1 protein-coding gene is annotated in these 300 nt (G+C 68.0%); it reads left to right on the top strand.

From position 1 onward, the window contains the following. Nucleotides 1-38 precede the first annotated feature (38 nt). On the top strand, nucleotides 39-300 hold a 262-nt coding region (locus tag ADL25_RS19265), incomplete at its 3' end, for a transposase (RefSeq protein ID WP_199839180.1).

Raw genomic sequence — 300 nt, 5'->3', positions numbered from 1 at the left:
TACGGGCCACCTACAACCGTTACGGCGGTGTGAGGCACATGATCGCCGCCCTCGATCTGGCCACCGGCAAGCTGTACTACCGCATCCGCCCGCGCAAGCGCTGGCGGGAGTTCCTCGGCCTGCTCAAGGCCCTGCGGGCTCGCTGGCCCGGCCAGAAGCTGTATGTGGTGCTGGACAACTTCTCCCCGCACAAGCACGCCGAGGTCCGTGCCTGGGCGGCCGGCCACGAGGTCGAGCTGGTCTTCCTGCCGACCTACGGATCCTGGCTGAACTGGATCGAGGCCGAGTTCGCGGCCCTGC

It is taken from the genome of Streptomyces sp. NRRL F-5122, from assembly GCF_001507435.1.
GTDB lineage: Bacteria > Actinomycetota > Actinomycetes > Streptomycetales > Streptomycetaceae > Streptomyces > Streptomyces lannensis.
The sequence above is the reverse complement of the archived record's forward strand: the minus strand, read 5'-3'. Positions and strand labels throughout refer to the sequence as shown.